Annotated in this window: 22 protein-coding genes; 11 read left to right on the plus strand and 11 right to left on the minus strand. The window is 73.3% G+C overall.

What is annotated here, in order from left to right:
- The first annotated feature begins 34 nt into the window (after positions 1-34).
- Positions 35-592, plus strand: a complete 558-nt coding sequence (locus AB0L89_RS16015) for a GNAT family N-acetyltransferase (protein ID WP_365140627.1) — start codon at positions 35-37, stop codon at positions 590-592.
- Between the two features lie 22 nt (positions 593-614).
- On the opposite strand, the gene AB0L89_RS16020 is transcribed toward AB0L89_RS16015, so the two are convergent.
- From AB0L89_RS16020 to AB0L89_RS16045, 6 genes are all read right to left on the minus strand, one after another.
- Positions 615-1,298 (minus strand): glycerophosphodiester phosphodiesterase family protein, encoded by a 684-nt coding sequence (locus AB0L89_RS16020; protein WP_365140630.1) that lies wholly within the window; start codon positions 1,296-1,298, stop codon positions 615-617.
- A gap of 77 nt (positions 1,299-1,375) precedes the next feature.
- Positions 1,376-1,501, minus strand: a complete 126-nt coding sequence (locus tag AB0L89_RS16025) for a hypothetical protein (RefSeq protein ID WP_365140633.1) — start codon at positions 1,499-1,501, stop codon at positions 1,376-1,378.
- A gap of 101 nt (positions 1,502-1,602) precedes the next feature.
- Positions 1,603-2,229, minus strand: coding sequence for a PadR family transcriptional regulator (locus AB0L89_RS16030; RefSeq protein ID WP_365140636.1), 627 nt, complete (start codon positions 2,227-2,229; stop codon positions 1,603-1,605).
- A 115-nt stretch (positions 2,230-2,344) separates the two neighbouring features.
- Positions 2,345-5,032, minus strand: a complete 2,688-nt coding sequence (aceE, locus tag AB0L89_RS16035) for a pyruvate dehydrogenase (acetyl-transferring), homodimeric type (protein WP_365140639.1) — start codon at positions 5,030-5,032, stop codon at positions 2,345-2,347.
- Positions 5,033-5,205: 173 nt separating this feature from the next.
- Positions 5,206-5,868 (minus strand): GntR family transcriptional regulator, encoded by a 663-nt coding sequence (locus tag AB0L89_RS16040; protein ID WP_365140642.1) that lies wholly within the window; start codon positions 5,866-5,868, stop codon positions 5,206-5,208.
- 78 nt (positions 5,869-5,946) lie between these two features.
- A complete protein-coding gene (locus tag AB0L89_RS16045) occupies positions 5,947-7,485 on the minus strand; it encodes a phosphatase PAP2 family protein (RefSeq protein WP_365140645.1) in 1,539 nt (512 codons plus the stop codon).
- 187 nt (positions 7,486-7,672) lie between these two features.
- On the opposite strand from AB0L89_RS16045, the gene AB0L89_RS16050 reads away from it, so the two are divergent.
- The 3 genes from AB0L89_RS16050 (at position 7,673) to AB0L89_RS16060 (ending at position 9,860) form a co-directional block, all read left to right on the plus strand.
- Positions 7,673-8,044: a DUF488 family protein gene (locus AB0L89_RS16050; RefSeq protein WP_365140648.1), complete on the plus strand. Its 372-nt coding sequence runs from the start codon at positions 7,673-7,675 to the stop codon at positions 8,042-8,044.
- A gap of 142 nt (positions 8,045-8,186) precedes the next feature.
- Positions 8,187-9,197, plus strand: a complete 1,011-nt coding sequence (locus AB0L89_RS16055) for an alpha/beta hydrolase (RefSeq protein ID WP_365140651.1) — start codon at positions 8,187-8,189, stop codon at positions 9,195-9,197.
- A gap of 231 nt (positions 9,198-9,428) precedes the next feature.
- The gene (locus tag AB0L89_RS16060) at positions 9,429-9,860 is read left to right on the plus strand and encodes a hypothetical protein (RefSeq protein WP_365140654.1); all 432 of its coding nucleotides are present in this window, start codon (positions 9,429-9,431) and stop codon (positions 9,858-9,860) included.
- On the opposite strand, the gene AB0L89_RS16065 is transcribed toward AB0L89_RS16060, so the two are convergent.
- The gene (locus AB0L89_RS16065; protein ID WP_365140657.1) at positions 9,847-10,644 is read right to left on the minus strand and encodes a hypothetical protein; all 798 of its coding nucleotides are present in this window, start codon (positions 10,642-10,644) and stop codon (positions 9,847-9,849) included. The genes AB0L89_RS16060 and AB0L89_RS16065 overlap by 14 nt on opposite strands.
- A gap of 303 nt (positions 10,645-10,947) precedes the next feature.
- Between AB0L89_RS16065 and AB0L89_RS16070 the strand changes: the two genes are divergently transcribed.
- The gene (locus AB0L89_RS16070; protein WP_365140660.1) at positions 10,948-12,666 is read left to right on the plus strand and encodes a dihydroxyacetone kinase family protein; all 1,719 of its coding nucleotides are present in this window, start codon (positions 10,948-10,950) and stop codon (positions 12,664-12,666) included.
- Positions 12,667-12,721: 55 nt separating this feature from the next.
- Here the strand turns inward: AB0L89_RS16070 and AB0L89_RS16075 are convergent, their stop codons facing one another.
- Positions 12,722-15,106 (minus strand): FtsX-like permease family protein, encoded by a 2,385-nt coding sequence (locus tag AB0L89_RS16075; RefSeq protein ID WP_365140663.1) that lies wholly within the window; start codon positions 15,104-15,106, stop codon positions 12,722-12,724.
- Positions 15,106-15,891: an ABC transporter ATP-binding protein gene (locus AB0L89_RS16080; protein WP_365140666.1), complete on the minus strand. Its 786-nt coding sequence runs from the start codon at positions 15,889-15,891 to the stop codon at positions 15,106-15,108. Before AB0L89_RS16080 ends, AB0L89_RS16075 begins: the two co-directional genes overlap by 1 nt.
- 108 nt (positions 15,892-15,999) lie before the next feature.
- Between AB0L89_RS16080 and AB0L89_RS16085 the strand changes: the two genes are divergently transcribed.
- The 6 genes from AB0L89_RS16085 to AB0L89_RS16110 all read left to right on the plus strand — a co-directional run bounded on the left by AB0L89_RS16085 (position 16,000) and on the right by AB0L89_RS16110 (position 23,340).
- On the plus strand, positions 16,000-17,220 hold the full coding sequence (locus AB0L89_RS16085) for a sensor domain-containing protein (RefSeq protein ID WP_365140669.1): 1,221 nt from the start codon (positions 16,000-16,002) through the stop codon (positions 17,218-17,220).
- On the plus strand, positions 17,205-17,852 hold the full coding sequence (locus AB0L89_RS16090) for a response regulator transcription factor (RefSeq protein ID WP_365140672.1): 648 nt from the start codon (positions 17,205-17,207) through the stop codon (positions 17,850-17,852). Before AB0L89_RS16085 ends, AB0L89_RS16090 begins: the two co-directional genes overlap by 16 nt.
- 32 nt (positions 17,853-17,884) lie before the next feature.
- Complete coding sequence (locus AB0L89_RS16095; protein WP_365140675.1) at positions 17,885-18,796, plus strand: helix-turn-helix domain-containing GNAT family N-acetyltransferase; 912 nt, start codon at positions 17,885-17,887, stop codon at positions 18,794-18,796.
- A 162-nt stretch (positions 18,797-18,958) separates the two neighbouring features.
- Complete coding sequence (locus AB0L89_RS16100) at positions 18,959-21,433, plus strand: AAA family ATPase (RefSeq protein ID WP_365140678.1); 2,475 nt, start codon at positions 18,959-18,961, stop codon at positions 21,431-21,433.
- Positions 21,434-21,521: 88 nt separating this feature from the next.
- Positions 21,522-22,100, plus strand: coding sequence for a WHG domain-containing protein (locus AB0L89_RS16105; protein WP_365140681.1), 579 nt, complete (start codon positions 21,522-21,524; stop codon positions 22,098-22,100).
- Between the two features lie 58 nt (positions 22,101-22,158).
- Positions 22,159-23,340 (plus strand): GDSL-type esterase/lipase family protein, encoded by a 1,182-nt coding sequence (locus tag AB0L89_RS16110; RefSeq protein WP_365140684.1) that lies wholly within the window; start codon positions 22,159-22,161, stop codon positions 23,338-23,340.
- Positions 23,341-23,354: 14 nt separating this feature from the next.
- Here AB0L89_RS16110 and AB0L89_RS16115 read toward each other — a convergent pair whose 3' ends face one another.
- Together AB0L89_RS16115 and AB0L89_RS16120 are read right to left on the minus strand one after the other, a co-directional pair.
- Positions 23,355-23,546: a ferredoxin gene (locus AB0L89_RS16115; RefSeq protein ID WP_365140687.1), complete on the minus strand. Its 192-nt coding sequence runs from the start codon at positions 23,544-23,546 to the stop codon at positions 23,355-23,357.
- A 26-nt stretch (positions 23,547-23,572) separates the two neighbouring features.
- The gene (locus tag AB0L89_RS16120; protein ID WP_365140690.1) at positions 23,573-24,820 is read right to left on the minus strand and encodes a cytochrome P450; all 1,248 of its coding nucleotides are present in this window, start codon (positions 24,818-24,820) and stop codon (positions 23,573-23,575) included.
- Positions 24,821-24,872 lie beyond the last annotated feature (52 nt).

A 24,872-nucleotide genomic window follows, 5' to 3' on the forward strand; every position in this document is an offset into this window, starting at 1 on the left:
GCCGGGACCGCGCGGAGAACGGAGAAGACCGTCCATGGACACCGCCCTGCACCCCGCGCCCCGTGAGCTCGCCTTCCGCGACGCGACCACCGCCGACGTCGACGCGCTCGTCACGCTGGTCGAGTCGGCCTACCGCGGGGACTCGAGCCGGACCGGCTGGACCACCGAGGCGGACATCCTGGAGGGCCAGCGCACCGACCCGCAGGAGGTCGCCGCGGTCATCGAGAAGGCCGGGAGCCGGCTGCTCGCCGTGGAGCGGGACGGCGATCTCGTGGCCTGCTGCCAGCTCGAACACCGCGGGGACCACGCCTACTTCGGGATGTTCGCGGTGAGCCCGGCGCTCCAGGGCGAGGGCCTCGGCAAGGTGATCATCGCCGAGGCGGAGCGGATCGCGCGCGAGACGTGGGGCGCCGCCGAGATGCGCATGACCGTGATCAACGCCCGCGAGGACCTCATCGCCTGGTACGAGCGGCGCGGCTACCGCCGTACGGGAGAGTCGACGCCCTTCCCGTACGGCAACGAGCGCTTCGGCATTCCGCAGCGCGACGGCCTCCGGTTCGAGCTGCTGGTCAAGGAGCTCGACCAGGGCTGACGCGCCGGACCGCGGGCGGGCGCTAGGCCGTGAAGCGACCCGTCCGCTTGATCTCCGGGAAGTCCGTGGTCGCCCCGTCCAGCTGGAGCGCCCGCACCAGCCGCAGGTCATCCTGGGTGTTGACCACCCAGCCGATGATCCTCAGGTCGGCCTTCCTGGCGTGCTCGACGATCTCCAGCGTCAGGCGCCGGATGTTCAGGACGAGCGTGGTGGCGCCGGCGGCCGTGGCGCGCTCCACGACGTCCGTGCCGTAGCGGCTCGCGACGAGCGCGGTGCGCACGCCGGGCACCAGGCGTGCGATCTCCGCGACGGCCTCGTCGTGGAAGGAGATCACCTCCACCCGGGAGACCAGATCGCGGCGGTGCATGACCTCGGCGAGGGCGCGCGCGGCCGCGACGTCCTTGATCTCGGCCTGCAGCGGCGCGCTGACGGCGTCGAGGACCTCTTCGAAGACGGGGATGCGCTCGCCGCGCCCCGCGTCCAGCTCCCGCAGTTCGGCGAGGGTCTTCTCGGCGATCGGCCCCTTCCCGTCGGTCGTACGGGCCACGTCGGCGTCGTGCATGACGACGAGGGCGCCGTCCTTGCTCAGATGCAGATCCAGCTCGATGACATCGAGGCCCGCGGCTTGCGCGGCGATGAAGGAACGGAGGGTGTTCTCGGGCTCGACACCCATGACCCCGCGATGACCGATGGTGAGGAAGTTCAAGATTCACTCGCTTCCGTCGACGGCGGCTCGGCGGCCGCGCGGTGAGGACGGAGGAAACCACGCGGCAATGTCGCAGCCTAATGGCCCGTCCCGATGAGGGAACCGCTCGGACGGGAGTGACCGGAGTCGTCCGCTCTGGCTCCCACGATGCCGAGGAGGAGCCCGGTGATGAGGGCGGCGACAAGGACGGCACGGGTGCTCACGGGTGCGCTGCTCCGTACGGCGGGGGAGTGTTGACCCCCTCCGTCCTACCGCCCGGGGCCCGACCGGGGCGAGCCACGTCACCCGGCCGTGGGCGCGTCCTTCACGGGTTGACGGGAGGAGCCGCGGCCTCGCGCGCGGCCAGTTCGCCGAGGTCGTCGAGCATCGCCTCGGCCAGCTCGACCTCCGCCTCCAGACGCCGCTCGCTCCAGCGGAGCGCCACCTCGGGATGGGACCAGGCCTCGGCGCCGTCCGCCCGCGAGAGCGCGTCCCTGACCTCCTTCAGCTCGCCCTTCGTCCGCGCGATGTGCTCGCCGACCAGCGCCCGCAGATGGTCCGGTCCGGTCAGATGACCGAGCCAGACCCGCAGCAGCAGCGGGTGCTTGAGGACGGCGGGACCCGCGTCCTGGCCGCCGTCCGCCCAGGCGGCGAGCGCCGCGCGGCCCTCGTCGGTGATGGCGTAGGACCGCTTGGTGCGGGGCGCGTCGGGTCCCGAGCGGCGCGAGGTCGCGTAGCCGAGGGCTTCCAGGCGGCGCAGTTCGGCGTAGATCTGGCTGATGGCGGGCGACCAGTAGAAGAAGCGGAGCGAGGCGTCGGCCCACTTCTTCAGCTCGTACCCGGTCCGCTCCCCGGGGAAGGAGAGCAGCCCGAGCACCGCCCAGGCCGTCGGCGGCAGCCCCGGGGCGGCGGGGTCTTCGTGCTGCTGCGCTGGTGTACGAGGGACTGCCATAGGCCGCATTGAAGTGAACGCCCCGCGTCGCGCGCAAGAGTGTGCCGGTGGGAGCGCGGGCGGGGGCGGCCGTGCGCTCGCGCCCCGGCCCGCGGGTCCTTCCTCCGCGCGGCGGCTAGAGGCCGTAGCGCCCGGCTGCCTCCCGTACCGTCTCCGGCTTGACGTCGCCCCGGCGGGCCAGGGCGGAAAGGGCGGCGACCGCGATCGAGGGCGCGTCGACGCCGAAGTGACGGCGGGCGTTCTCACGGCTGTCGGAGAGGCCGTAGCCGTCCGTGCCGATGGACGTCCAGTCCTGCTCGACCCACGGCCGGATCTGGTCCGGCACGGCACGCATCCAGTCGCTCACCGCGACGACCGGGCCGGGCGCGCCCGCGAGGGCGCGGGTGACGTACGGAATCCGGTCGCTGCCCGTCGTCCCGTGGGACGCGGCGGCGAGGTTCGCGGCGTCGCACTCCAGCGCGTCCCTGCGCAGCTCGGTCCACGAGGGCGCCGACCAGACGTCCGCGGCGACGCCCCAGTCGTCCCGCAGCAGTCGCTGCGCATCGAGGGCCCAGTGGATCGCCGTGCCGGACGCCAGGAGTTGCAGGCGCGGGGCGTCGGCGGCGGGCTCCGGCGCCTCCTGGTAGCGGTACAGGCCGCGCAGGATGCCCTCCTGAACGCCGTCGCCGGGCGGCATCGGCGGCTGGACCTTCGTCTCGTTGTAGACGGTCAGGTAGTAGAAGACGTCCTCCGCGTCGGGGCCGAACATGCGGCGCAGCCCGTCCTCGACGATCACCGCGACCTCGTAGGCGAACGCGGGGTCGTAGCTGATCGCGGCCGGGTTGGTCGAGGCGATCAGGTGCGAGTGGCCGTCGGCGTGCTGGAGGCCCTCGCCCGTCATCGTGGTGCGCCCCGCGGTCGCCCCGATCACGAAGCCCCGGCCCAACTGGTCGCCCAGTGCCCAGAACTGATCCGCCGTCCGCTGCCAGCCGAACATCGAGTAGAAGATGTAGAAGGGGATCATCGGCTCGGCGTGTGTCGCGTACGAAGTCGCCGCCGCCGTCAGTGAGGCGAGCGAACCGGCCTCCGTGATGCCCTCGTTGAGGATCTGGCCGTCCTTCGCCTCCTTGTAGTAGAGGAGTTGGTCGCGGTCGACGGGGTCGTAGGTCTGGCCGAGCGGCGAGTAGATCCCGGCGGACGGGAAGAGCGACTCCATGCCGAACGTGCGCGCCTCGTCCGGGACGATCGGCACCCAGCGCCTGCCGGTCTCCTTGTCCCGCATCAGCTCCTTGACCAGCCGTACGAACGCCATGGTCGTGGCGATCTCCTGGCTGCCCGAGCCCTTCTTCAGCGCGGCGAAGGCCTTGTCGGCGACGGCGGAGCCCGTGGCGGGCAGCGGCTTCGCGACGATCCGGCGGGCGGGCGCGGGTCCGCCGAGCGCGGCGCGCCGCTCGCGCAGATAGGCGACCTCGGGGGAGTCCTTCCCTGGGTGCGCGTACGGCACCAGCTCGTCGGTCAACGCGCTGTCGGGGATGGGGAGTTCGAGCAGGTCCCGCATCGCGCGGAACTCCTTGCCCGAGAGCTTCTTCATCTGGTGGTTGGCGTTGCGCGACTCGAAGCCGGGGCCGAGCGTCCAGCCCTTGACGGTCTGGACGAGGACGACGGTCGGCGCGCCCTCGTGCTCGACGGCGGCGCGGTAGGCGGCGTACACCTTCCGCGGCTCGTGGCCGCCGCGCGAGGTGCCGACGATCTCCTCCAGGCGCGCGTCGGTGAGCCGGTCGGCCAGCGGGCGCAGTGCGGGGTCCGCGCCGAGGAAGCGCTCCCTGATGTACGCGCCGTCGCGGGCGGCGAAGGTCTGGAACTGTCCGTCGGGGACGCGCCCCAGATGCCGTACGAGCGCCCCGTCGCGGTCCTCGGCGAGCAACTGGTCCCAGGCCGAACCCCACAGCGACTTCACGACGTTCCAGCCGGCCGCGCGGAACTGGCGCTCCAGCTCCTGCACGATCTTGAAGTTGCCGCGGACGGGTCCGTCCAGGCGCTGGAGGTTGCAGTTGACGACGAAGGTGAGGTTGTCGAGCCGCTCGCGCGCGGCGAGCGCGAGCGCCGCGGTGGCCTCGGGCTCGTCCATCTCGCCGTCGCCGAGGAACGCCCAGACGCGGGAGCCGGAGGTGTCCTTGATGCCGCGGTGCTCCAGGTAGCGGTTGAACCGCGCCTGGTAGATGGCCGACAGAGGGCCGAGGCCCATCGACACGGTGGGGAACTCCCACAGCCAGGGCAGCCGCCGCGGGTGCGGGTAGGACGGCAGCCCGGCGCCGCCCGCCTCCTGCCGGAAGCGGTCCAACTGGCCCTCGCTCAGGCGCCCTTCGAGGAACGCGCGGGCGTAGACGCCGGGCGACGCGTGCCCCTGGACGTAGAGCTGGTCGCCGGACCCGTCGGCCTCCTTGCCGCGGAAGAAGTGCTGGAAGCCCACCTCGTAGAGCCAGGCCGCCGAGGCGAATGTCGCCATGTGCCCGCCGAGGCCCCCGCGCTGGTTGCCGCGCGTGACCATCGCGGCGGCGTTCCAGCGGTTCCAGGCGGTGATGCGGGCCTCCATCGCCTCGTCACCGGGGAAGGCCGGCTCGTCGGCGGTGGGGATCGTGTTGACGTACGGCGTCTCCAGCAGGGGCGGGAGGTCGATCCCGGTCCGCAGGGCGTGTTCGGCGAGGCGGCGCAGCAGGTGCGCGGCGCGGTCGGGGCCGCCGAACCGGGCGGCGGCGTCCAGCGACTCACGCCACTCGGCGACCTCGGTCGGGTCCTGGTCGGGAAGTTGGTCGAGCTGGGACACGGGTGATCCCCTTTCGCGTACCCACGAGTTCCGTTATGTGGAATCTCGGTTCCGTGATTCAGAATCTAGGAGCCGTGGATGCGTGCAGTCAACAGTTACTTCGCGGTAATGAGTGATGATCGATCATTTGATGATGGGGGGATGGGGGGATGGGGCGCGCGGTGGCGGAGGTGTCACTTGGCCGCCGAGGCATACCCCAGGACGTGCAGCTGCACCAGGCGTCCCACGTACGCGTCCTGGCGGCGGAACGCCTCGACGATCGCCTCGTGGTCGCAGGCGTTCTCGTGCGGCTCGGTGCGCAGCCACTTCAGGGAGAGCCGGGTCCACAACTCGATGGCCAGGGACTCCCAGTTGCGCAGCAGCACCTGGTTGCCCGCCGCCCGGACGATCTCCCGGTGGAACGCCACGCCGTGCTCGATCTGGCCGTCGATGTCGTCCGCGTCCGCCAGCTCCCGCAGTCTTCGCAGATGGTGCTCCAGCGCGGAGACGTCACCGGCCATGCGGTGCACCGCGAGCTCGGCGGCGAGCTTCTCCAGGGCGGCCCGCACGGGGTAGACCTCGGTGAGCTGGGCCGGCGTCAGCTCCTTGACGCGCATGCCCTTGTTCGGGATCGACTCGACCAGCTGCATGGCCTGCAGATCCCGCAGTGCCTCGCGGATCGGCGTCTGGCTGACGCCCAGTTCGAGTCCGACGCGGCGCTCCACGATCCGGTCCCCGGGCTGCCACCGGCCGTTCAGGAGGCCTTCGAGGACGAAGTTCCTGACCTGGTCGCTGAGCGGGACGCGGGCCACGGGGGCCGGTACGGAGGGGATGCGTGGCGGTACGTCGGCGGTCATGTCGGCTCTCCGGGCAGTGATGTGTGATGATCGATCATCTGGTCACTCTACGGCACGGCTCCTGCTCGCTTCGGTCTCCTACGACACCCGCCCGCCCCGGCTAGCCGCGGCCGCCACCGCCCACTGGGCGAACTCGTCCTGTGCCTCGGCGGGCGCGTACACGGTCAGCGCACCCGGCCGCTTGTCGAGGAGCAGCGTGTTCGGCGCGGGCGAGGTCTCCCCGTCGTACGCGAGATCGGGCACGCTCTCCAGGCCGCTGATCCGCAGCTGCTCCACGCGCTCGGTGGTCAGCACCCGCGACGTGCGCAGCGTGCCGGTCAGGGCGCCGAGCGCGAGCCGGGTACGGGCCAGGCGTGCCCGCGCGTCGACCGTGCGGACGTCCAGGAGCCCGTCGTCGAGCCGGGCCCGGTGCGAGGGGGCGACGCCGTCCGGCAGATAGCGGCCGTTGCCCGCGAACAGCAGCCACAGCACGCGGTCGTGGCCGTCGAGCCTGATCCGCAGCGGCGCCGCGCTCCGCAGCACGGCGGTCAGGGCCACCGCCGCGGCGGGCCACTTGCCGATGCGGCCCTCCAGCTTCTCGCGCCTGCGCACCAGTTCCGGGTAGAGCCCGATGCTGAAGGTGTTCACGAAACCGGCCACGTCGGCGCCCTCGCCGTCGCGGATCCGCGCCAGGTCGACCCGCACGGCCTGCCCGGTCCGCACGGCGTGCGCGGTGTCCTCGAAGGTGGCCGCGCCCACGTCCAGGGAGAAGTGGTTGAGGGTGCCGCCGGGGAACACCGCGAGCGGCAGACCGGCCGCCGCCGCGCGCCGGGCGGCGGCGTTCACCGTGCCGTCGCCGCCGCAGACCCCGAGCACCCCGCCGGACCCGGCCGTCCGCGCCGCCGCCTTGTCGAGGAGCTCGCCGAGGTCGTCCCCGGGACCGGACACCACGACCTCGGCCTTCGGCAGCAGCTGCGCCAGATGCCGATGCGGGGGTACGAGCACGGGGACGCCCTTGCCGGAGCCGGGGTTCACAACCACGACCAGGCCCTCGCCCTCGGGCAGCGCGGGCGCCGCGACGCGGGTGTGCCCGCTGTGGGCGGGCGAGGGGCGCGGCGGCCACCAGTGGCAGGTCACCGCGGCGGCTGCCGCGCCGAGCACGCAGCCCGCCAGGACGTCGCCGGGGTAGTGGACGCCCACGTACACCCGTGAGAACGCCACGGCCGCGGCGACGGGCGCCACGAGGGCGCCGTAGCGGGTCGACTCCAGGGCCACGCCCGTGGCGAACGCCGCCGCGGACGCCGCGTGCCCGGACGGGAACGACGACGTCCACGGCGTCTTCGCCAGGCGCCGCATCAGGGGCACGGTGTCGAGCACCGGGCGGTGCCGGCGCACCGCGTACTTGGCGACCGCGTTCGTGGTCAGCGAGGCCAGCGCGAGGGCGGCCACGCCACGGCCGGCGGCCCGCCGCGCGGCCGGACCGCCGGCCAGGGCGAGCGCCGCGGCGCAGCCGAACCACAGCCGTCCGTGATTCGCCGCGGAGCTGAGCGGCGGCAGCACCTGCTGCGCGCCGGGCAGCCGTGCCGCCGCCACCCGTTCGAACCACCGTCGGTCGATCCTGCCGATCCGTCCCGTCATGGCCTCACTGGACCAGGGCACAGGGGCGGCGGCCCGCGCTGCTGGCCCGAACGGGTCACGCGACGCAGCGGTGAGCCCGAACGGAGATCTCGTGCCCGCGGGCGGAATGACGGAGATCTCGTGCCCGCGGGCGGAATGCACGAGCCCTCGAACCGAAAGCGCGAGCCCGCGGGCGGAGAATGCCGACATGACGACAAGTCGTTCCCTCGACATCCAGGTCAAGCGTGTCTACGACCCCGCCGCGCCTGACGACGGCGCCCGCGTCCTCGTCGACCGGCTGTGGCCGCGCGGCGTCTCCAAGGAGCGGGCCGGACTGGAGTCGTGGGACAAGGACGTCGCGCCCTCGAACGAGCTGCGCCGCTGGTACGGCCATGATCCCGCCCTCTTCGAGGAGTTCGCCGAGCGGTACCGGCAGGAACTCACGGACCCCGGCCGTGCCGAGGAACTCGACCGACTCCGTGGCCTGGCCCGCACGGGCCGCCTCACCCTGCTCACCGCCACCAAGGACCTCCCGCACGGCCATGTGCGCGTCCTGGTGGACGTCCTGAACGACGGGTGACGGTGCGACACCGACGGTGCGACACCGTCAGCTGACCGTGGGCCGCCGCCGATTTGCCGGAACGGCAACAGACGTGGCCCGCGTCGCGCGCCGCGCCGCATGCTCGGGCCACAGCCGCCACCCGAGCACACCAGGAGGGGCCATGCCCGCGACCTCGTCCCCCGCAGCCGACCGCACCCACCACCTGATCCCCTCGCCCGCGGGCCGGATCCACGCGGTGGAACAGGGCACGGGCCCCCTGGTCCTGCTGGTGCACGGCTTCCCCGAGACCTGGTACTCCTGGCGCCACCAACTGCCCGCCCTCGCGGCGGCGGGCTACCGCGCGGTCGCCGTGGACGTACGCGGCTACGGCCGCTCCACCGGGCCCGACGACGTGGCGGCGTACCGGATGCTCGACCTGGTCGAGGACAACACCGCCGTGGTGCGGGCGCTCGGCGAGGAGAGGGCGGTGGTCGTCGGGCACGACTGGGGCGCGACGATCGCCGCGCACTCCGCGCTGGTCAGGCCGGACGTCTTCCGCGCGGCCGCCCTGCTGGGCGTCCCCTACACGCCGCCGGGCGGACCGCGCCCCGGTGAGGTCTTCGCCCGGATGGGCGGGGGAGCGGACGGAGGGGCGGGCGGCGAGTTCTACGTCTCCTACTTCCAGGAACCCGGCCGGGCCGAGGCCGAGATCGAGCCCGACGTACGCGGCTGGCTCGCCGGGTTCTACGCCGCGCTGTCCGGGGACACCATGCCCGGCCCCGACGCCCCCGCCCCGCACGTCACGGGACCGGGCGGCACCCTGCGCGAACACTTCCCCACGGGCCGCCTGCCCGGCTGGCTCGACCCGGCCGATCTCGACGTCTACGCAGGGGAGTTCGAGCGGACCGGCCTGACCGGCGCGCTCAACCGCTACCGCTGCATGGACCGCGACTGGACCGACCTCACGCCCCGCTTCGAGGGCGCCCCGCTCACCCAGCCGTCCCTGTTCGTCGGCGGTGCCCTGGACGCCTCCACGACCTGGCTGGCCGACGCGATCATGGCGTTCCCCGAAACCCTGCCGGCCCTGACCGCGACCCACCTCCTCGACGGCTGCGGCCACTGGGTCCAGCAGGAACGGCCCGCCGAGGTCAACCGGATCCTGACGGGGTGGCTGGCGGGGCTGCCGGGCTGACCCGCGCCCCTCGACCGGCGGGGCGATGCCTTGGGCGGGCGCGCCGGTTCAGTCATGGGCGGCGACGGTACTGTGTGCGTCGCCCGGACGATCCGGTGCGGGCCACCGTCGCCACCGCCGTGGAGACCGTCGTCCGTGCCTTCGCCGAACCGCGCGCGCAGGGCCGAGCACATCCGGGGGGATGTCGTGCGAGAACGTCGTCCGGGTGCGCGACGGAGCCGGGCCGGTGCCGTGGTCGCCGTCGTTCTGGGGGCCGTGGCACTGGTCGCCTTCGCCCTGCCCCTGCGGCATGCGCTGATCGCCACGCAGACCTATCGGGCCGGCTACTGGGCGACCGTCACCGACGGGGACGACTTCGGCCGCTTCGGCTGGCGGGATCCGGCGGGCCGCGGCGTGCGCGGGCCCATCGCGGGCGTGCCCGAGGACGGCGTGTGGGACGAGGAGGGCGAGGGGACGAGCGACATCTCCGGCGCCCGCATCTGGGTGTCGCAGGACGGTGACGCCCACGTGCGGGAGTCGCCCGCCGAGAAGGACATGGTCCTCGGGTACGCCGGTGCGGGTCTCGTCCTCGGGGCCGTACTGCTCCTCCTGCGGGCCCGGTACGGGCGGCGGCGCGAGGACGTGTCGGAGGACGCGTCCCGCTGGGCCCTCAAGGGAAGGTGACCGCCGGGTCCACGGGGCTGAGGACGACCCAGCGCAGCGCCGTGTCGCCGAAGCGGCCGTACGTCGTCACGCGCACGTCGAGCGGGTCCGGCGCGACGAGCGGGAAGTACATCGGGCGCGCCGCGTCGTCGACGTCGCCCGGCACACCGGCCGTGCCCTCCCACAGCTCGGCGACGCCCGGCTCGCGCCGCACGGTGCGCACCACCTCGTCCAGGCGGTCGTTGTCCGGCCAGCGCTGCCACGCCAGGCGCAGCTGGCCCAGCAGCGGCACGGCCCACTTCGTGTCCCAGTCGCGCAGCTGATACCGCGCCTCGGCGGAGAACGCCCAGGTCATGGTGTTCGCCTCCGGACGCATCAGCCAGGGGCAGTGGCGCGCCGCCACGGTGTTGGCCGCGACCACGTCCCAGGCCTGGTCGCAGATCCAGCTCACCCGGCGCTGCTGGTGCAGCAGATCCAGCAGCGCCGCGTCGGGCCGGGCGCCGTCGGCCCGGTGCCGGGGCGGCTGGTGGCCGGTGCCCCGGTACAGGGCGGTCGCCTGCCGGGGCGAGAGATCCAGGATCCGCACCACGCCCGCGATCATCTCGCGCGCGTATCCGCGGTCCTCGCCCCGCTCCAGGGCGCGGTACCAGCGCTCGGAGACGCCGAGCAGGAGGGCCATGTCGAGCTGGGTGAGATAGCTGCGGTGGCCCCGGAAGGGGACGGGGTCCGGCAGCAGGCCGGGGTCCCGCGCCATCCGCCAGGCACGCAGCATCCGCCCGAGATCCTCGCGTCGCGCGTCCAGCAAGAGTAAAGACCTCGCAAAGATGGGGTGGCCGTCAGGAGAGCGCCGCGTGCCCTTCGCGGATCACCGGCCGGGCCGGGGCAGGGTGTCAGCCTCGCACACGGGAACGGCGACCGGAACGCCGGAGTGCCGGTAGCAGACGGTGCCGACCTTGGGGCGCGGCGGACGGCCATGGTGGGCCCGCCGCCGCCCGCCACGGTCGTCACGACCCACGGGTGGCCAGGTCAGCCGCGCCTCGACGGCCCGTACACGTCGTACGCCGCCCGGGTGCGCACGTCCGTCAGCCGCACACCCACGGAGAGCCCGATGAGCCACTTCCTGCCGGAGACCGACCCCGTGCTGACCGCCGCCCGCGGTCTGGCCCTAGCGCACTCCGGCATGATCGAGGTGCATCCGAGCCCGCTGTACCTGCGGGCGCGCGACGCGGACCCGGCCCGCACGGTCGCCCTGGTCTCCGGCGGCGGCTCCGGCCACGAACCCCTGCACACCGGGCTCCTGGGCCGCGGCGGCCTGGACGCCGTCTGTCCCGGCGAGGTCTTCGCCTCCCCGCACAACCGGCAGATCTACGAGGCGAGCGCGGCGGCCGCCAAGAGCGGCGGCGTCCTGCACATCGTCAAGAACTACACGGGCGACGTGATCAACTTCCAGATCGCGGCGGAGCGCCTGCGCCACGACGGGATTCCCGTCGCCACCGTGCTCGTCGACGACGATCTGGCCACCGACAGCGCGGACGCCGCGACCGGCCGCCGGGGCACCGCCGCCACGGTCGTCGTCGAGAAGCTCCTGGGCGCGGCCGCCGACCAGGGGGCGACGCTGGAGGAGCTCGCCGACCTGGGACGGCGCGTCGTGGCCCGCTCGCGCAGCATCGCCGTCGCCGCCCGCGCGCAGACCTCGCCCACCACCCTGGCCCCCGCGTTCACGCTGGACGAGGGCACCCTGGACTACGGCGTCGGCATCCACGGCGAGCGCGGCACCCGCACCATCGCCCGCCCGGCCGTCGGCGACCTGGTCAGGCGCATGACCGACGACCTGCTCGACGCCCTGCCCGAGGGGCCCGGCGAGGTGCTCGCCCTCGTCAACGGCCTGGGCGCCACCACCGAGCTGGAGCTGAACGCCATCGGCGTCCTGCTGCACGACGAGCTCACCGCCCGCGGCATCCGGCCGGTCCTCACCGTCCCGGGCACCTTCACCGCGGCCCTCGACATGGCGGGCTTCTCCCTCACCCTCACCCGGCTGGAGGACGGCTGGGCCGACCTGTGGCTGGCCCCGACCCGGACGCCGCTCGTCCTGCCCCGCCCCTCCCTCGCCCCCGACCACCCGGCGCCCGCCGCGCAGGAGCCGGTGGACTCCCCGGTCCGTACGCCGGGTTCGGAGGGCGACCGCACGCTCCTCGACCGGTACGCGCTCACCGTCACGCAGGTGCGCGACAACCTCACCAAGCTCGACCAGCTCGTGGGTGACGGCGACTTCGGCGACAACCTCGCGGGCGGCGTACGACGCGCGGTGAAGCTGGCCGACGAGCGCGGCCTGGACGGCACGACCGCCCTCGCCCAGGCGTTCCTCGACGACGTCGGCGGCACCAGCGGCCCCCTGTTCGGGCTCCTCTTCCAGCAGCTCGCCACCGCCGTGCGGGCCGACGGCTCGGCGCCCTCGGTCGACGCGCTCGCGCGGGCCGCAGAGGCCGGGCACGCCGCCATCCACCGGGTGGGCGGCGCGGTGCCCGGCGACTGCACGCTGGTCGACGCGCTCGCGCCCGCCGCCGAGTCCCTGGCCGCCGCCGCCGGGAACCCCGACGCCGACGCGCCGCTCACCGAAGCCGCCCAGGCGGCCATCCGGGGCGCCCTGGGCACCGCGTCCCTGCGGCCCCGGCGCGGCCGGGCCAGCTACGTCGGCGACCACGCGCTCGGCGTCCCGGACCCCGGCGCCCTCGCGGTCGCCCTGCTGTTCATGGCCCTGGCCGACATCCACGAGCCGGCCACGGCGCCTCGCCTGCCCGCGCCCGGTCACATCACGGTGCTGTCCTGACACGGGTCCGGGCCCGGTTCCTGAGCGGAACCCGGGCCCGGACCCACCGGCCGCGCTACGCACCCCGTCGCCGCATCGTCCTGGCGTTGACCACGAGCGCGGCCGGTACGGCGGCCAGCAGCGTGCCGAGGACCGCGGCGGTCACGATGCCGGTGTTCAGGTGCAGGCCCACGTCCGACGACGTGGCCTGGGAGAGGCCGGAGGCCATGCCCGCCAGCGGCGCCAGCGTCACGAGGACGCCGAGGGCGGCGCCGATGGCGACGACCAGGGCGGTCTCGCCGACCGAGCAGAGGAGCAGCTTGCGGACGGTGCCGCCCGCGGACCGCATCACCTCGAAGTCCTGGCGCCTGCCGTGGGCGGCCATGGCCATGCTGTTGGCGACCGCGATGACGCTGTAGCCGACGGCGATCACGATGAGCATCGCGGCCAGGCTGTCGGTGAGCCGGGCGTCGGTCTCGTAGTCGGCCAGGGCGTACGCGGCGGCGTCGTGCAGGGCCGTGCCGGGGACCTCGTCACTGGCCTCGGCGTCGCGTGGCACGAAGATGTCGTCGGTGAGCGCGGCCGGGTCGTGGGCCCGCACCAGGTCACGGGCGACCACGAAGTCGCCGCGGGCCGGATCGTCGGGCAGGACCGCCCCGACGCGCAGGGTGACCCGCGCGCCGTCGGCGAACCGTACCGGCACGTCCTGACCCTTCTTCAGGCCCAGGTCAGTGGCGGTGCGCTCGCCGAGCACGGCCTCGCCCGGCTTGTTCCAGCGCTTGTCGCGGCTGCCCAGGACGTCCAGGACGGTCGCCTTCTCCGCCGCGTCGCCGGTCACGAACGCGCGGGTCGGCAGGGCGGCCTTGCCCACCGGGTTGGCGGCGACCACCTCGTCGGTGTTGCCCGGTGTGCCGTCCGGGGTGACGATCGTCTGCCCCGAGACCTTCAGGGCCTCGCCCGCCGGATACGCCACGCGCATGGTCTCCACCATCCCGCTGAGCAGCACCGCGAAGCCGACGGCGGCGATCACCGGGGCCGCCAGGGAGGCCGCGCGGCGGGGGTTGGCGACCAGTTCGGCCCGGATCAGGACGGGCCCCGCCGAGCCGCCCCGCTGGAACGGCGCGGTCAGGAACCGGCCGACGGGCCCGATGAACACGGGAGTCAGGAGGGCCGCCGCGACGATCAGCGTCATCGTGGCGAAGATCGCCATGTTGATGCGGTCGTCGGCGCTGGAGACGGCGGTGCCGACGGCGAGGAACACCCCGAGACCGAGGACGGCGAGTCCGGCGATCCAACGCCCGCGCCCCATGCCCTTGTTGACGGAGCGCGTGTCGAGCAGCGCCTCGATGGGCGCGACCCGGGCGGCCTTGCGGGCGGCGGCCCAGGCACCGGCCACGCTGACACCGACCCCGATCGCGGCGGCCGTGAGCAGCGGCCAGGCGGCGACGCTCACCGTCATGTCCGGCGGGACGACCTCCAGATCGTCGAGTACGGACCGCAGCAGCGGCGCGGCGGCCACGCCGGCCGCGCAGCCGGCGAGCGAGCCGAGCAGCCCGATCACGGCGGCCTCGCCGAGGATCATGCGGCGGATCTGCGCGGGGGCGGCGCCGATGGTCCGCAGCAGGCCGATCTCGCGGCGGCGCATCCCGGTGGCGAGGACCAGCAGGGAGGCGACCACGAACACCGTGGTGAACAGGCTGAGGACGGCCATGGCGCTGATGAGCTGGACGCCCAGGAAACGCTTGTGCTCGATGTACTGCGGCTGGAGCTCGGCGCGCCCGTCGCCGGAGACCACCTCGCCCTTGTCGCCGACCACCTTCCGGGCGGCGGAGACGAGCGTGCCGGTGTCGGCGCCCTTGTCGGGCACCAGGGCGATGGCCCGCACGCCGGGCTGCTGCCGCGCGGCGAACGCGTCGCTGAAGTAGTAGCCGGGTCCGTCCACTGTGCCGACGACGGTGAACCGTGCGCGGCCCCGGGTGATGTTGACGGTCAGTTCGCTGCCGACGGCCGCGCCGAGGGCGCGGTCCACCACGACCTCGTCGGCGCCGCCGGGGGCCCGGCCGGAGACCAGCCGGTAGGGCGCCATCCGTGCGCTGCCCCAGCCGTGCCCGGACTCCAGAGCGCCCTCGTCGGCGACGGGCCTGCCGTCCTGGACGGCCTGGGCGTAGAAGGAGCGGTCCGCCACCGCGTCGGCGACGCCCGGAACCCTGTTCAGCCCGGCGAGGAGCGGCGCGGCCTCGGCCCCGCTCCAGGGCATGCGGTCCTCGGGGCTGCCGTCGGCGTCGACGGCCTGCTCCGGCAGGGCGAGGGCGGCGGTCCCCGCGTACCGGGGCTGGACCGTGGGCCGCGCGGAGTCGTAGATGACGAGCGTCGTGGTGATCAGGGCCACGCCGACCAGGACGGCGACGAAGGCCCCGAGGAAACCGGACCAGCGTGCGCGGACGTTCGCGAGGATCAGCATCACGCCTCCAGGCGGGTCATGTGGGCGGCGATCTCGGCGGCGCTGTCGCCCGCGTGGGGGTCGAGCGCGATGCGGCCGGCCGGACGGCCGTCCTTGAGGAAGACGACGACGTCGGCCACGGCCGCCGCCACCGGGTCGTGCGTGACCATCAGCGTGGTCTGGCCCTCCTGGTCCACCAGCATCCGCATCATCCGCAGCACCTCGCGGGAGGTGACGGTGTCCAGGGCGCCGGTGGGCTCGTCCGCGAACAGGACGGCGGGGCGGGTCACCAGGGCGCGGGCGAGGGCGACGCGCTGCTGCTGGCCGCCGGAGAGCTCACTGGGCCGGTGCCCGGCGCGGTCGGCCAGACCGACCGCGGCCAGCGCGTCGGCGACCTGCTCGCGGCCGACCCTGCGGCCCGCGAACCGGGACGGCAGTTCCACGTTCTGAGCCGCCGTCAGGGACTCCACCAGGTTGAAGGCCTGGAAGACGAACCCGACGCGGTCGCGGCGGAGTTCGGTGCGCTGCCTCTCGTTCTGCCGGCCGATGTCGACGCCGGCGAGGACGATCCGGCCCTCGGAGGGCTGCTCCAGCCCGGCCGCGCACTGCAGCAGCGTCGACTTGCCGGAACCGGAGGGGCCCATGATCGCGGTGAAGGTGCCCTGCGGGAAGGTGAGGGACACGTCGTCCAGCGCGGTGACCCGGCGTCCGCCGGTCCCGTGGACCTTGCGTACGCCGTGGAGTTCGACCGCGTCTCCCGCGGCGGGCCGCGGCGGGGGAGTCAGGGTGTGCTGTGTCGTCGTCATGGGTCGATTCCACTGCTCAGGAGGGGTCCCGGGCACTGATCCACGCTCTACTTCAGAGGTAGAGGCAGCTCTACCGCGATGCCCGAACGGCCGTACTACGGTGGCCCCATGCGTCCCACAACCGCCTGGCAGGCCATGGCGCAGCGCCCCATGAGCTTCCTGACCTCCAGCTGGCCCTGGCGGTCACTGGCCTATCTCGGCGGAGGCGTCGTGGTCGGCGCCGCGGCCGTCCTCGTCCTCGCCGCCGGCCTGGCCGCGGGCCTCGTCCTGCTGGTCGTGCTCGTCGGTGTGGCCCCGCTGGTCGGCACCGTGCTGGCCGCCACCGTGGTGGCCGCGGTGGAGCGGCGCCGGCTGCGGCTCGTGGACCTGGAGCGGCTGCCCGACCCGCACCGGGCCCCGGACGCGCCCGGTGCGCGCGCCTGGGTGGCCACCCGGCTCAAGGAACAGGTGACCTGGCGGGAGTTGATGTTCGCGCTCCTGTCGGCCGCGGCGCTGTGGTGGCTGGACCTGCTGGTCCTCGGCTTCTCCTTCGGCGTACCCGCCGTCACCTTCGCCTCGCTGGACGGGACGACCTGGCCCTGGGCGGTGTTCGGCGGGATCGTGCTGCTCGCCTCGCCCTACACGGTGACCTCGTGGGCGGGCGCGCGGGCCGCGATGGCCCGGTCCTTCCTCGCCCCGCGCGACCGGGAGCTCGGGGAGGAGCTGCGCGAGGTGCGGGCCTCGCAGGTGCGGCTGCTCGACTCCTTCGACGCCGAGCGGGTGCGCATCGAGCGCGATCTGCACGACGGGGCCCAACAGCGCCTCGTCTCGCTGGGGATGACGCTGGGCCTGCTGCGCCTGGACACCCCGGCGGGCTCCCCGCAGGCCGAGCTGCTCACGCAGGCGGAGGGCCAGCTCTCCGCCGCTCACCAGGAACTGCGCTCCCTGATCAGGGGGTTGAACCCGCCCGTCCTCGCCGACCACGGACTCGTCGCGGCGATCGAGGACTACGCGGGCCGCTTCCCGATCCCGGTGACGGTGGACCTGCGGCTGCCCGAACGGCTGCCCAGGAAGCTGGAGACGACCATGTACTACCTGATCAACGAGGCCATGACGAACATCGCCAAGCACAGCGGGGCCACGAGCGCCCAGGTGCGCGGGCGTTACCATGCGGACCTGTTGATCCTCGACATCACGGACGACGGTCACGGCGGGGTCGACCCGGAGGCGGGCAGCGGCGTGACCGGGCTCGCGGACCGGGTCACGGCGCTCGACGGCCGGATGCGCGTGTCCAGCCCGGTCGGTGGTCCCACCCTGCTGCATGTGGAGGTTCCGTGTCGCTTCGCCTGATCGTGGCCGAGGATGCCGTTCTGTTGCGCGAGGGCCTCGTGGGGCTGTTGCAACGGGTCGGCCACGAGGTGGTGGCCGCCGTCGGCGACGCCGACGCCCTGGCCGATGCCGTACGCGCCGAACGGCCGGACCTCGTCGTCACGGACGTACGGATGCCGCCGACGCTCGGCGACGACGGGCTGCGGGTCGCGGTGCTCCTGCGCGAGGAGTTCCCCGGTCTGCCCGTGCTCGTCCTCAGCCAGTACGTCGAACGCTCCTATGCCCTGCGCCTGCTCGACTCGGGCGGCGGAGCGGGGGTGGGGTACCTGCTCAAGGAGCGGGTGAGCGCGGTGACCGACTTCATGGCCGCGATCGAACGCGTCGCGGCCGGGGGGACGGTGGTGGACCCGGAGGTCATCACGCAGCTGGTCCGGCTGCGCCAGGACCCCCTGGAGCGGCTGAGCCCCCGGGAGCGCGAGGTGCTCGCGCTGATCGCGGAGGGCCGCACCAACGCGGGCCTCGCGCAGCACCTGTTCATCAGCGAGGCGGCCGTCAACAAGCACATCGGCAACATCTTCACCAAGCTCGACCTGCCCGTGGACACCGAGGGGCACCGGCGCGTGCTGGCGGTCCTGGCCTTCCTGCGGGCCTGACACCCGGCCCTTTCTCTGACTAGAGTCAGAGAATGAGTCGACGGGTGGAGCCGGAAACGGGGCAGATCGAGCGGGTGCGGCGGTTCAACCGCACCGTCACCGAACGCGTGGGCGTACTCCACGACCACTACCTGGGCGGTGACCGGCCGGTCGGCGAGGCCCGGCTGCTGTGGGAGATCGGCGAGCGGGGCCAGGACGTACGACGGCTGCGCGAGCGCCTCGGGCTCGACTCCGGGTACGTCAGCCGCCTGCTGCGCGCCCTCACGGCCGACGGCCTGGTCACGGTCGAGCCGCGGCCCGAGGACCGACGGGTCCGCACCGTCCGGCTCACCGGGGCGGGCCGCGCCGAACGCGCCCGGCTCGACCAGCGCAGCGACGCGCTCGCCGGCTCCCTCCTTGAGCCGCTCAACACCGCGCAGCGCGCCCGCCTCGTCGCCGCCATGGCGGAGGTCGACCGGCTGCTCACCGCCGCGACGGTCACCCTGGACGCCGTCGACCCCGACCACCCGGACGCCCGCTACTGCCTGCGCTCCTACTTCACCGAACTCCAGGAGCGCTTCGACACCGGCTTCGACCCGGCGCTGAGCCTGCTGCCCGACGCGGGCGGGCTGCGCCCGCCGCACGGCCTCTTCCTGGTCGCCAGGGCGCACGGCGAGCCCGTCGGCTGCGCGGGACTCAAGCTGCCGCCCGGCGCCCCCGCCGAGATCAAGCGCATGTGGGTCGCGCCCGCCGCGCGGGGCCTGGGGCTCGGCCGCCGCTTCCTGACCGAGCTGGCGGAGCGGGCCCGGCGGCACGGGTGCGACGTCCTGCGCCTGGACACCAACAAGGCGCTCGACGCGGCGCGGGGCCTGTACCTGTCCTGCGGCTTCGCCGAGGTCCCGGCCTTCAACGACGAGCCGTACGCCCACCACTGGTTCGAGAAGCGGCTGGTCGAGGAGGTGTAGCGGCCGGGAGGCGCGCGCGGGGGAGGGGTGTCACCCGATCGGCGCCTTGACGGCCCGGGGCCGCATTGCGTGCCGCAGGGACGGTTGGTCCACTGAGGACCAGTGGCCGGGGCTGTCGGGGGCCCGTCCAGCACCCCCTTCTCCCACCCCAGGGCGGCTTCGATGTCCATGTCCTCCTTCGGTTCCTTCGGTGGTCCCGACCCGTTCTCCGAGATGCTGGACCGGTTCTTCGGGACGTCCCCCGCCTCCTCCCCGCCGCGCGTCCAGCGGGTGCCGATCGGGCGGCTCCTGACGGACGCGGCGCGCGGGCTCATCGAGGCGGCCACGGCCCGCGCGGTGAAGGACGGCAGCACGGACCTGGACACCGAGCACCTGCTGTGGGCGGCCACCCAGGTCGAGCCCGCGCGCTCCCTGCTCGCGAAGGCGGGGGCCGAGCCGGACCGGCTGGCCGAGGAGATCGCGCGGGCCCTGCCCGGCGAGAGCGCGACGCCCTCCGCCGATCCGCGGATGACACCGGCCGCCAAGCGCGTACTGCTCCAGGCGTACGAGCGCTCGCAGGCCGCAGGGACCTCCTACATCGGCCAGGAGCACATCCTCGCCGCGCTCCTGGACACCCCCGACTCCGGCGCGGTGAAGACCCTCGGCGCCGCCGGCACGGACGTCGGCGGGCTGCGCGGCGCCGCCGACCGCGCGGCTCGCACCGACGGCCGGCCCGCGGACCGCGAGAGCGACACCCCCACCCTCGACGAGTACGGGCGCGACCTGACCGAGGAGGCGCGGGCGGGGAAGCTCGACCCGGTCGTCGGGCGGGCCGAGGAGATCGAGCAGACCGTCGAGATCCTCTCCCGGCGCTCGAAGAACAACCCCGTCCTCATCGGCGAGCCCGGCGTCGGCAAGACGGCGATCGTCGAGGGGCTCGCCCAGCGGATCGTCGCGGGCGAGGTGCCGGGGTCCCTGGAGGGCAAGCGGGTCATCGGCCTCGACCTGTCGGGGCTCGTGGCGGGCGCCCAGTACCGGGGGCAGTTCGAGGAGCGCCTCAAGAAGGTCATCGACGAGGTCCGGCAGGCCGCGGACTCGACGATCCTGTTCATCGACGAACTGCACACGGTGGTGGGCGCGGGGGCCTCCGGCGAGGGCGCGATGGACGCGGGCAACATGCTCAAACCGGCGCTCGCGCGCGGTGAGCTGCACGTGGTGGGGGCGACCACCATCGACGAGTACCGCAAGTACATCGAGAAGGACGCCGCCCTGGAGCGGCGCTTCCAGCCGGTCATGGTGCCCGAGCCCGGTGTCGAGGAGACCGTGCTGATCCTGGAGGGACTGCGGGACTCCTACGAGGCCCACCACCAGGTCCGCTTCTCGGACGACGCGCTGGTGGCCGCCGCCGAGCTGTCGGACCGGTACATCAGCGACCGTTTCCTGCCCGACAAGGCCATCGACCTGGTCGACCAGGCGGGCGCCCGGGTCCGCCTCAAGTCCCTCGGCAAGTCGACCGAGGTCGTCTCGCGCGAGGACCGGCTGGCGAAACTGAACCGCGAGAAGGAACAGGCCGTCGCCGGCGAGGACTTCGAGCGGGCCTCCGAACTGAAGCGGCAGATCGCCGAGACCGAGTCCGAGCTCGCCGGTGTCACCGAGCGCCGTGAAGGCGTCATGGACGTCACCGCCGACGACATCGCCGAGATCGTCGCCCGCCGCACCGGCATCCCGGTGGCCCAGCTCACCGCGAGCGAGAAGGACAAGCTCCTCAAGCTGGAGGAGGCCCTGCACTCCAGGGTGGTGGGCCAGGACGAGGCGGTCGTCGCCATCGCGGAGGCGGTGCGGCGCAACCGGGCCGGGATGGGCGACCCGGACCGGCCCGTCGGCTCCTTCCTCTTCCTCGGCCCGACCGGCGTCGGCAAGACCGAACTGGCCAAGGCGCTCGCCGAGTTGCTCTTCGGCGACGAGAGCCGGATGGTCCGCTTCGACATGAGCGAGTTCCAGGAGAAGCACACCGTGTCGCGGCTCGTCGGAGCCCCGCCCGGATACGTCGGTCACGAGGAGGCCGGTCAGCTCACGGAGAAGGTGCGCCGTCAGCCGTACAGCGTGCTGCTCTTCGACGAGGTGGAGAAGGCCCACCCGGACGTCTTCAACGCGCTGCTCCAGGTCCTGGACGACGGCCGGCTCACCGACGCGCGGGGCCGCACCGTCGACTTCCGCCACACCGTCGTCATCATGACGTCCAACATCGGGGCCCAGCGCATCCTCGCCCACCACGGCGACGTCTCCGAGATCAAGGCCGACCTCATGGGGGACCTGCAGGGCCGCTTCCCGCCCGAGTTCCTCAACCGCATCGACGAGACCGTCATCTTCCACGGGCTGACCGTGGAGGATCTCGGGCAGATCGTCGATCTGCTCCTGGACGGCAGCAAGCGGCGCGTCCGCGCGCAGGGGATGACGCTGGAGGTGACGGAGGCGGCGAAGAAGCTGCTGGTCGCGCACGGTCACCAGCCCGAGTTCGGGGCGCGGCCACTGCGCCGCACGATCCAGTCCGAGCTGGACAACCGGATCGCGAGCCTGCTGCTGAGCGGTGAGGCGAACCCGGGGGACACGATCGTCGCGGACGTGCGGGACGACGCACTGGTCTGCTCCGTGTCCTGAACCCCCTCCCGTTCCCTTAACGGCATACCGATTTGCCTAAAGTGTTTAGGCAAATGCATAATCGGTTCAGCCAAAAGAGGGGAATGTCATGGTGCGCGCAGGACTGACCACGGAACGCGTGGTCCGGGCCGGGGCCGAGCTGGCCGACGAGGTCGGCTTCGACCAGGTGACCGTCTCGGCGCTCGCCCGGCAGTTCGACGTCAAGGTCGCGAGTCTGTACTCGCACGTGAAGAACTCCCAGGACCTCAAGACCGGCATCGCCCTGCTGGCGCTGGCCGAGCTCGCCGACCGGGGCACCGCCGCGCTGGCCGGGCGCGCCGGCAAGGACGCGCTCGCCGCGCTGGCGAACGTCTACCGCGACTACGCCCAGGAGCACCCCGGGCGCTATGCCGCGACCCAGCTCCGGCTCACCCCCGAGGCGGCCGCCGCCAGCGCGGGCGGGCGGCACGCCGAGATGACGCGGGCCATCCTGCGCGGCTACGACCTGACGGAGCCGGACCAGACCCATGCGGTACGCCTGCTCGGCAGCGTCTTCCACGGCTACGTCAGCCTGGAGCTGGCCGGGGGCTTCAGCCACAGCGCGCCGGACTCGGGGGAGACGTGGTCGCGCGTCATCGACGCGCTGGACGCCCTGCTGAGGAACTGGCCTGCCGCGCCGCCCGCCTGACCTCGCTCCGCCGCCGGGGCCGAAGCCTTCCCCCATCACTTCTCGACAGGTTGAACTCATGAGCACCGAACGCCCCTTGACCGACACGCCCCTCACCGCCGACCTCCTGCGCGGCGCCCTCGACGTGGAGCGCACCGGGCGCGGGCTGCTGCCGCACCGGCTGCCCGGCCGCGCCCGTGCCCAGAACAACGACCCGCAGCTCGCCATGGCCGAGTCCCAGCCGTCCGGCGTGCGCCTGGTGTTCCGTACCCGTGCCACCGTCGTCGAGCTGGACACGCTGCCCACCAAGCGGGTCTACGTCGGTGCCCCGCCCCGCCCCGACGGCGTGTACGACCTCCTCGTCGACGGCCGCCCCGCCGGGCAGGCGAGCGTGACCGGCGGCAACACCCTGACCATCGACATGGCGAAGGGGTCCTTCGAGCGGACCGCCGGGGAGCCTGCCACCGTCCGCTTCGACGGGCTGCCCGATGCACTCAAGGACGTCGAGATCTGGCTGCCGCACAACGAGGCCACCGAACTGATCGCACTGCGCGCCGACGCCCCGGTCGAGCCCGCGGCCGACCCGGGCCGCAAGGTCTGGCTGCACCACGGCAGTTCGATCAGCCACGGCTCCGACGCCGCGAGCCCCACCACGACCTGGCCCGCCCGCGCCGCCACCCTCGGCGGCGTCGAGCTGATCAACCTCGGGCTCGGCGGGAGCGCCCTGCTCGACCCGTTCACGGCCCGTGCCATCCGGGACACCCCCGCCGACCTGATCAGCGTCAAGATCGGGATCAACGTGGTCAACGCCGACCTGATGCGGCTGCGCGCCTTCGCGCCGGCGGTGCACGGCTTCCTCGACACCATCCGCGAGGGGCACCCCACCGTGCCACTGCTGGTCGTCTCGCCCATCCTGTGCCCCATCCACGAGGACACCCCGGGGCCGTGCGCCATGGACGTCGAGGCGTTCCTGGCCGGGCAGGTGCGGTTCAAGGCGACGGGCGACCCGGCCGAGCGCGCCGCGGGCAAGCTGACGCTCAACGTCATCCGGGAGGAGCTCGCCCGCGTCGTCGAGCAGCGGTCGGCCGACGACCCGCACCTGCACCACCTCGACGGCCGCGACCTCTACGGCGAGGCGGACTCCGCCGCGCTGCCCCTGCCGGACAACCTCCACCCGGACGCCGCCACGCACCGCCTCATCGGCGAACGCTTCGCGGCGCGCGCCTTCGCCGCGGACGGTGCCTTCGGCGAAGGGCGCTGAGGCCGCGGCGCTCCTCACTCCTCCAGACGGATGGAGCGCGAGGGACACAGGGACGCCGCCTCGCGCACGTCCTTGTGGAACTCGTCGGCCGGCGTCTCCTCCAGGAGGATGACGATGCCGTCGTCCCCCTGGTCGAAGACGTCGGGTGCGAGCATCAGGCACTGGCCCGCGCCGATGCACTTGCCGCTGTCGGTACTCACCTGCATGGTGGGGCGTCCCGTCGGCTCGGCCGTCACCACGTGACGGGCAGTTCGTAGACGCCGTAGACCATGGCGTCGTCCTTGAAGCGCAGCTCGTCCACGGCGGCCGCGAGCCGCAGGCCGGGGACGCGGCGCAGCAGGGTGCCGTAGACGATCTCCAGTTCCGCCCGCGCGAGGTTCGCGCCGATGCACTGGTGGATGCCGTAGCCGAAGGCGAGGTGGCTGCGCGCCTCCTTGCGGCGGATGTCGAGGGTCCCCGGGTCGGGGAAGACGCTCTCGTCGTGGTTGGCGGCGTTGTTCAGCGCGAGGATGCCCTCGCCCGCGCGGATGGTGGTGCCGCCGACCTCCAGGTCCTCGACGGCGACGCGCGCCGTGCCCGAGTCGGAGATGGAGAACGTGCGCAGCAACTCCTCGATGGCGTGCGGCAGCAGCTCCGGGTCGTCCTGGACGGCCGTACGCTGCTCGGGGTGCTCCAGAAGCGCGAGGACGCCCAGCGCGATCATGTTGGCGGTGGTCTCGTGGCCGCCGACCAGCATCAGCCGCGCCATGGTCACCACGTCGACGTGGTCGGCGATTTGCTCCTCGCGGTTCTTCTCGATGAACCGGCTGATCAGGTCGTCGCCCGGCGCGTTCTCCTTGGCGGTGACGAGCTTGTCGAGGTAGACGTCGAGGGCCTGGACCGCGGCCCCGTACTCCTGCGGGCTCAGATCGTGGTTCATCATCGCCGCGGACCACTCCTCGAACTGCGCGTGGTCCTCGTAGGGCACGCCGAGCAGTTCGCAGATCACCAGGGACGGGACCGGCAGCGCGAGCGCCGTCACGAGGTCCACCGGTGCCTGGTTCCCCTGGGCGAGCATCGCGTCGATGTGCTCGTCCACGATCTCCTGGATGCGCGGGCGCATCTCCTTGACGCGGCGGGCGGTGAACTCGGGGATGAGCATGCGGCGCTGGGCCGTGTGGTCCGGCGGGTCCATGGACAGGAGCATCAGGCGGACCTGCGCCAGCATCTCCTCGGGAATGTGGAACTGGTGCGGATAGCCCGGGAGTTTCAGGTTGGAGCTGACGCGCGGGTCGCCGAGCACCTGCTTGACGTCCTCGTGGCGGGTGACCAGCCAGGTGGGCTTGCCGTTCACCTTCAGGGAGGCGCGCGAGACCGGCTCCTTCGCGCGGAGCTCGGCGTACCGCTCCGGTTCGCTGAACGGACAGGTGCGGCGCTCGGGGAACTGCGGGTACGGCGGCGTCCCGGTCGTCCCGGTTGCCTCTTCGGCGGACTGGCTCATGGTGCCTCTCACGTGATCGGGGCGCGGCGGAGGGTGCGCTGCTGGAGGAAGG

Source organism: Streptomyces sp. NPDC052114 (assembly GCF_040680155.1).
Taxonomy (GTDB): domain Bacteria; phylum Actinomycetota; class Actinomycetes; order Streptomycetales; family Streptomycetaceae; genus Streptomyces.

Bases quoted from the DNA above. Each gene is read 5' to 3' on its own strand.
- AB0L89_RS16050 (WP_365140648.1), top strand. From the start codon at position 7,673: ATGACGACAAGTCGTTCCCTCGACATCCAGGTCAAGCGTGTCTACGAC.
- AB0L89_RS16110 (WP_365140684.1), top strand. From the start codon at position 22,159: ATGAGCACCGAACGCCCCTTGACCGACACGCCCCTCACCGCCGACCTC.
- AB0L89_RS16070 (WP_365140660.1), top strand. From the start codon at position 10,948: ATGAGCCACTTCCTGCCGGAGACCGACCCCGTGCTGACCGCCGCCCGC.
- AB0L89_RS16055 (WP_365140651.1), top strand. From the start codon at position 8,187: ATGCCCGCGACCTCGTCCCCCGCAGCCGACCGCACCCACCACCTGATC.
- AB0L89_RS16085 (WP_365140669.1), top strand. From the start codon at position 16,000: ATGCGTCCCACAACCGCCTGGCAGGCCATGGCGCAGCGCCCCATGAGC.
- AB0L89_RS16105 (WP_365140681.1), top strand. From the start codon at position 21,522: ATGGTGCGCGCAGGACTGACCACGGAACGCGTGGTCCGGGCCGGGGCC.
- AB0L89_RS16030 (WP_365140636.1), bottom strand. From the start codon at position 2,229: ATGGCAGTCCCTCGTACACCAGCGCAGCAGCACGAAGACCCCGCCGCC.
- AB0L89_RS16115 (WP_365140687.1), bottom strand. From the start codon at position 23,546: ATGCAGGTGAGTACCGACAGCGGCAAGTGCATCGGCGCGGGCCAGTGC.
- AB0L89_RS16095 (WP_365140675.1), top strand. From the start codon at position 17,885: ATGAGTCGACGGGTGGAGCCGGAAACGGGGCAGATCGAGCGGGTGCGG.
- AB0L89_RS16120 (WP_365140690.1), bottom strand. From the start codon at position 24,820: ATGAGCCAGTCCGCCGAAGAGGCAACCGGGACGACCGGGACGCCGCCG.
- AB0L89_RS16015 (WP_365140627.1), top strand. From the start codon at position 35: ATGGACACCGCCCTGCACCCCGCGCCCCGTGAGCTCGCCTTCCGCGAC.
- AB0L89_RS16075 (WP_365140663.1), bottom strand. From the start codon at position 15,106: ATGCTGATCCTCGCGAACGTCCGCGCACGCTGGTCCGGTTTCCTCGGG.
- AB0L89_RS16100 (WP_365140678.1), top strand. From the start codon at position 18,959: ATGTCCATGTCCTCCTTCGGTTCCTTCGGTGGTCCCGACCCGTTCTCC.
- AB0L89_RS16040 (WP_365140642.1), bottom strand. From the start codon at position 5,868: ATGACCGCCGACGTACCGCCACGCATCCCCTCCGTACCGGCCCCCGTG.
- AB0L89_RS16080 (WP_365140666.1), bottom strand. From the start codon at position 15,891: ATGACGACGACACAGCACACCCTGACTCCCCCGCCGCGGCCCGCCGCG.
- AB0L89_RS16045 (WP_365140645.1), bottom strand. From the start codon at position 7,485: ATGACGGGACGGATCGGCAGGATCGACCGACGGTGGTTCGAACGGGTG.